General features: G+C 62.1%; 5 protein-coding genes. 1 reads left to right on the top strand and 4 read right to left on the bottom strand.

Going from position 1 to position 5,326, the window contains the following annotated elements; all coding sequences use genetic code 11:
* Positions 1-671: nucleoside triphosphate pyrophosphohydrolase (gene mazG, locus ACXJKO_RS29535; RefSeq protein WP_457094590.1), on the top strand; the 671-nt coding region annotated here is incomplete at its 5' end.
* Between the two features lie 17 nt (positions 672-688).
* On the opposite strand, the gene hflX is transcribed toward mazG, so the two are convergent.
* The 4 genes from hflX to ACXJKO_RS29515 all read right to left on the bottom strand — a co-directional run.
* Positions 689-2,086, bottom strand: coding sequence for a GTPase HflX (gene hflX, locus ACXJKO_RS29530; RefSeq protein ID WP_457094589.1), 1,398 nt, complete (start codon positions 2,084-2,086; stop codon positions 689-691).
* A gap of 1 nt (position 2,087) precedes the next feature.
* Positions 2,088-2,342, bottom strand: coding sequence for an RNA chaperone Hfq (hfq, locus tag ACXJKO_RS29525; protein WP_009491222.1), 255 nt, complete (start codon positions 2,340-2,342; stop codon positions 2,088-2,090).
* 214 nt (positions 2,343-2,556) lie between these two features.
* Entirely contained in the window at positions 2,557-3,927 is a 1,371-nt protein-coding gene (gene ntrX / locus ACXJKO_RS29520; RefSeq protein ID WP_457094588.1) for a nitrogen assimilation response regulator NtrX, read from the bottom strand.
* On the bottom strand, positions 3,924-5,326 hold a 1,403-nt coding region (locus ACXJKO_RS29515), incomplete at its 5' end, for a sensor histidine kinase (protein ID WP_457094587.1). The genes ACXJKO_RS29515 and ntrX, both read right to left, overlap by 4 nt.

Below are 5,326 nucleotides of genomic sequence, written 5' to 3'. Positions count from 1 at the left end.
GTGATCTGGCTGATCTCCGAGATGAACTCGGTGACCTTTTGCTTCAGGTCGTCTTCCACGCCCGGATGGCCGAGGAGAAAGGCGCTTTTGGCTTTCCGGATGTGGTCGAGGCCATCACGAAAAAGCTGATCCGGCGCCATCCCCACGTCTTCGACAATGCGAACGACCTATCGCCCAAGCAGGTCAAGGCCCTGTGGGACACGATCAAGAGCGAAGAGAAGGCTGAGCGTCGGGCAGAGCGCGAGAAACTGGGACTGCCGGCGGAGAGTCACGAGGCGGGTTTTCTCGGCGGCATACCGACAGCCCTGCCCGCACTGACCCGAGCCCAGAAGCTGACGACCAAGGCGGCCAAGGTCGGCTTCGACTGGCCGGAATCCGCTCAGGTTATTGATAAGATTCATGAGGAACTGGAGGAGGTTAAAGAGGCCTCTTCAAGCGGCGATCGAGATCGCATCGAGGATGAAATCGGCGACCTTCTCTTCTCGGTGACCAACCTCGCCCGTCATTACGGCATCGATCCGGAGAGCGCGCTGAGGCGGACTAATGCCAAGTTCGAACGCCGCTTCGGGTCTGTCGAACATGCGCTCAAACGCCAGGGCCGCGAATTGAGCGAAGCGTCCCTCGATGAGATGGAAGAACTCTGGGTTCAGGCCAAGACGGCCGAGCGTTAAATACGGCCGAGCGTTAACTATACGATGCGGGCCTGCGGGAAGCGGTTGAGGAACCGCGGCTCCTTGCCGCCCACAAGGCGGATCTGGAGAAGGGTATGTCCATCCTCTCTCGGCGTCCGCGCCAAGATTTCCGTGTTCTCATGGAGCCAGGCAAGCCCCTGCCCGTCCTCCGGTGCCACATCCACCTCGTAGGTGCGCCGCCCCATGGCAAGATGCTGCTCGATGGTGGCGAGCAGTTCGGGAATGCCCTCGCCCGTCAAGGCTGAGATGAGAATGGGCCGCCTCTCCTCGCCCGTCCGTTCCGATGTTGCCGCCAGACGCTCCCGGTCGTCGGGCGTCAGAAGGTCGGCCTTGTTCCAAACCTCGATGATGCGCCGCGTATCGTCAGGGTCGATTCCGAGTTCCCGCAAAACCACGGCCACGTCGCCGGCCTGCGCTTCGGTCTCGCCATGGGACACGTCCCGCACATGCAGGAGAACGTCGGCCTCGACCACGTCCTCGAGCGTGGCGCGGAAGGCCGCGACGAGCATCGTCGGCAGGTCCGAGATGAAACCCACCGTATCGGACAGGATGGCCTTTTCCCCGTGTGGGAGATCGATGGCGCGGGTCGTCGGGTCCAGGGTCGCAAACAGCATGTTCTCGGCCAAAACCTCGGCCTGAGTCATGCGATTGAAGAGGGTCGATTTGCCAGCATTGGTGTAGCCCACGAGCGCCACGATGGGGTAAGGCACCCTCCTCCGGCTCGTGCGATGCAACGAGCGGGTTTTCACCACGCCTTCCAGATCGCGTTCGATCCGGTTCATGCGCTCCTGAATCATGCGCCGATCGGCTTCGATCTGCGTCTCGCCGGGACCGCCAAGGAAGCCGAAGCCGCCGCGTTGGCGCTCCAAGTGGGTCCAGGAGCGGACCAGCCGGCCTTTCTGATAGGACAGATGGGCGAGCTCGACCTGAAGCGTGCCTTCCTTGGTACGAGCCCGCCGCCCGAAAATTTCCAAAATGAGCCCGGTCCGGTCGATGACCTTCGCGCCCCAGGCTTTCTCCAGATTCCGTTGCTGCACAGGGCTCAGCGCACAATCCATGACGACGAGGCCGATCCCCTCCGCCTTGATCAAGCCCGCGAGCTCGTCGACCTTGCCGCTGCCGATATAGGTTGCAGGCCGAGGCGAAGCCAAAGGCGCGATCAGGGATTGGACGACGGTTAGGTCGATGGCGAGTGCAAGGCCGGAGGCCTCGTCGAGACGGGCCTCGGGCGGGCGCGGGTTCGCATCCTCGCGCTCCGCATCGCTGGAAGTAAACCGGCGCTTGCGGGTTAGGTAGGGGCCGACCACAAGCGTGTTCGTGCCGGCGGCAACCTCTTTCTCAGGTTCTGCCAGCTCTGCGAGACGTTGTTCCCCCGGAGTGCGCGGTTCCGTCACCTCAAGCCTTTTCGCCAGCCTCGTCGATCTGATCGAACAACTGAACGGGCTGTCCAGGCATGATCGTGGAAATGGCGTGTTTGTAAACCAGCTGAGAGTGACCGTCCCTGCGCAACAGAACGCAGAAATTGTCGAACCATGTCACGACGCCCTGGAGCTTGACACCGTTCACAAGGAATATGGTCAGCGGAATCTTTTGTTTCCGGACGTAATTGAGAAAGGTGTCCTGGAGATTCTGCGCGCGATCGCCCGCCATTGAAGTTGCCTCGCCAGCCCATCGCCGCCGGTCTTGGCTATTGGGCCGCCTGTATATGATAATCCGCTATCGTGCGGTCGTTGGCCGGCCTTCTTATTACAGGGCGAAGTTGACCGTTCGGCAAGAGGGGCTCGGCTGTTCTACCCCCTCTGTAGGATATTTTCCCGTGGATGATGTGCATTGAGACACACTCATCCGCGGATTGTGAAACGTCCTAGCCGCCGATGCCCAAGGATTTAAGCTTTCTATGGAGGGCCGAGCGCTCCATGCCGATGAACTCCGCAGTGCGGGAGATATTGCCGCTGAACCGGGCAATCTGCGCCAGAAGATACTCTCGTTCGAAGATCTCACGGGCCTCACGCAGCGGCATGCTCATGAGTTTCTCGCCGCCCGCCCCGCCCGGCGTCGTCGGAACGAGCGTTCCGATTTCGGAGGGCAGCATCTCAGCAGTGACTTCGGCATCGGGCTCGGCGGTGGTCAGAATCATCAAGCGTTCGACATTGTTTCGCAATTGGCGAACATTGCCCGGCCAGTCATGGGATTGCAGAACCGCCATGGCGTCCTCGGCGATGCGCCGCTTGGGCAGGCCGGTCGTCGAGGAGATCTGATCCATGAAGAATTCGATCAGCTCCGGCACGTCCTCGCGGCGCTCGGCCAGAGACGGAACGCGGATCGGAATGACGCCAAGACGATGGAACAGATCCTCCCGGAAATGACCGGCCGCGATCTCGGCCGGCAGGTCGCGGCTCGATGACGAGATGATGCGCACATCCACATGGACGCGGGTCGTGCCGCCGATCCGCTGGAAATTCTGGTCCACCAGAACACGCAGAATCCGGTTCTGCGTCTCGCGCGGCATATCGGCGATCTCGTCGATATAGAGCGTGCCGCCATGCGCCTCTTCAAGCGCGCCGACGCGGCGTCCTCCACCCTCCCCGCCCTCGGTACCGAAGAGTTCGGCTTCCATGGTCTCAGGCGTGATCGTCGCTGCCGTGAGAACGACGAAGGGGCCGTTCGCCCGCGAGGACATGCTGTGCACCGTACGGGCCGTCAGCTCCTTGCCGGAACCAGGCGCCCCGGTGATCAGGATGCGCGCATTGGTGGGCGCTGCGCGCTCTACCGCCTGCCTGAGCTGGTTGACCACGATGGATCTGCCGGCGATAYGGCTGGCCTGAACGGAGCGCGAGCGAAGGTCACGAACCTCGCGCTTGAGGCGGGAGGCCTCCAACGCGCGCTCTGCCACCAGCACGAGACGGTCGGCCTTGAACGGCTTCTCAATGAAGTCGTAAGCGCCCGACTTGATGGCGGAAACGGCCGTTTCGATGTTGCCGTGTCCAGAGATCATTACCACCGGCAGATCCGGGTGCTGCGCCTTGACGATCTCGAGGACCTGCAGACCATCAAGGCGGCTGCCCTGAAGCCAGATGTCGAGGAACACGAGGTGCGGGCGACGCGCCTCGATGGCCGCGAGCGCATCATCGGATGTGCCAGCCGTGCGGGTTCGATGACCCTCGTCCTCGAGGATTCCGGCGACGAGTTCGCGAATGTCGACTTCGTCATCGACTACGAGGATATCAGCGCTCATAGGCTTGCCCTGCGAGATTCGTTGCTCTCCGAAGCGGCGGACGCCTCCTCGTTTGCAACTTGTTTCCGTTTCGGGATCCACATGCGGACCTGTCCACCCCGTCCTGCGGGATTATCGACGAGGTCCATGCCTCCCCCATGGTCTTCGAGAATCTTGGCGACGATCGGCAGGCCCAGCCCGGTGCCTCCCTCTCTCGTCGTCATATAGGGCTCCAGAAGGCGTTGACGGCCCTCGACCGGGAAGCCCTTGCCGTTATCGGTGACGGCCAGGATCAAATAATCGGGATGCGTGTCGTCCAGCGTCACGGTGATCCGGGGCTGACCGCGCTCATCCTCGGGAACGGCTGCAATCGCCTCGGTGGCGTTCTTCACGATGTTCGTAGCCGCCTGCGAGATGAGCCTGCGGTCGAAGGGAGCGACGACCGGACCTTCGGGAAACTGATCCACGAACTCGATTTCCGGATGGGCGATCCGCATCATGAAAACGACCTGACGCACAGTCTCCGCCAGATCCTCCTGGCGGATGGCCGGCTTCGGCATCCGGGCGAAGGAGGAGAACTCGTCCACCATGCGTTTGATGTCGTCGACCTGCCGCACGATGGTGTCCGTGCACTGGTCGAACACCTCGCGATCCGTCGTGATGACCTTGCCGTATTTCCGGCGGATGCGCTCGGCCGAGAGCTGGATCGGTGTCAGCGGGTTCTTGATCTCGTGCGCGATGCGGCGGGCCACATCGGCCCAGGCGGAGGTGCGCTGGGCCAGGACGAGGTCCGTAATATCGTCAAGGGTGATGACGAGGTCGCGCCGCTCGCTGCGCGCCTGCTCGCTTGTCACGCGCACATTGATAGTGCGCTCCTTGCCCTTGCGGGAAATCTGAATCTGCGACTGCATGAGACGCTGGCGCGCTTCGCCCATCTCCTGAACCAGCTGCGTTACCTCGGGCAGAACGCTCGTGATGGAGCGACCGATGAGCTCTTCACGCGGCGTGCCGAGAAGCGCCTCGGTGGACGGATTGGCAATGGTGATCAAGCCGCGCGCATTGATGCCGATCACGCCTGCGGAAACACCTGCCAGAACGGCCTCGGTAAAGCGCCTTCTCCGGTCGATGACCTCGCTCGCGGCGGTCAGGCCATCATGCTGCGTGCGCAGTTCCGTGGTCATCTTGTTGAAGGTCTCGCCGAGATGGCCGAGATCCCCCTCGCCTCGCTTTACCGGAACCTGCACATAGAAATTGCCGGTCGCGACCTGATCGGTCGCATGGATCAGGCGGCGGATGGGCGCCACGAGACGGTTGGCGAAGTTCAGGCCGAACCAGATTGCGGAGAGCAGAACGATCAATGCGATCAGCGTGAACATCGATGCGAAGGCGACCTGAATTCCGGCCTTCTTCTGGTTGAGCG

This window comes from Microvirga sp. P5_D2 (genome assembly GCF_054049475.1).
Note: the sequence above shows the minus strand (reverse complement) of the source record. Positions and strands in the feature narration are given on the sequence as shown.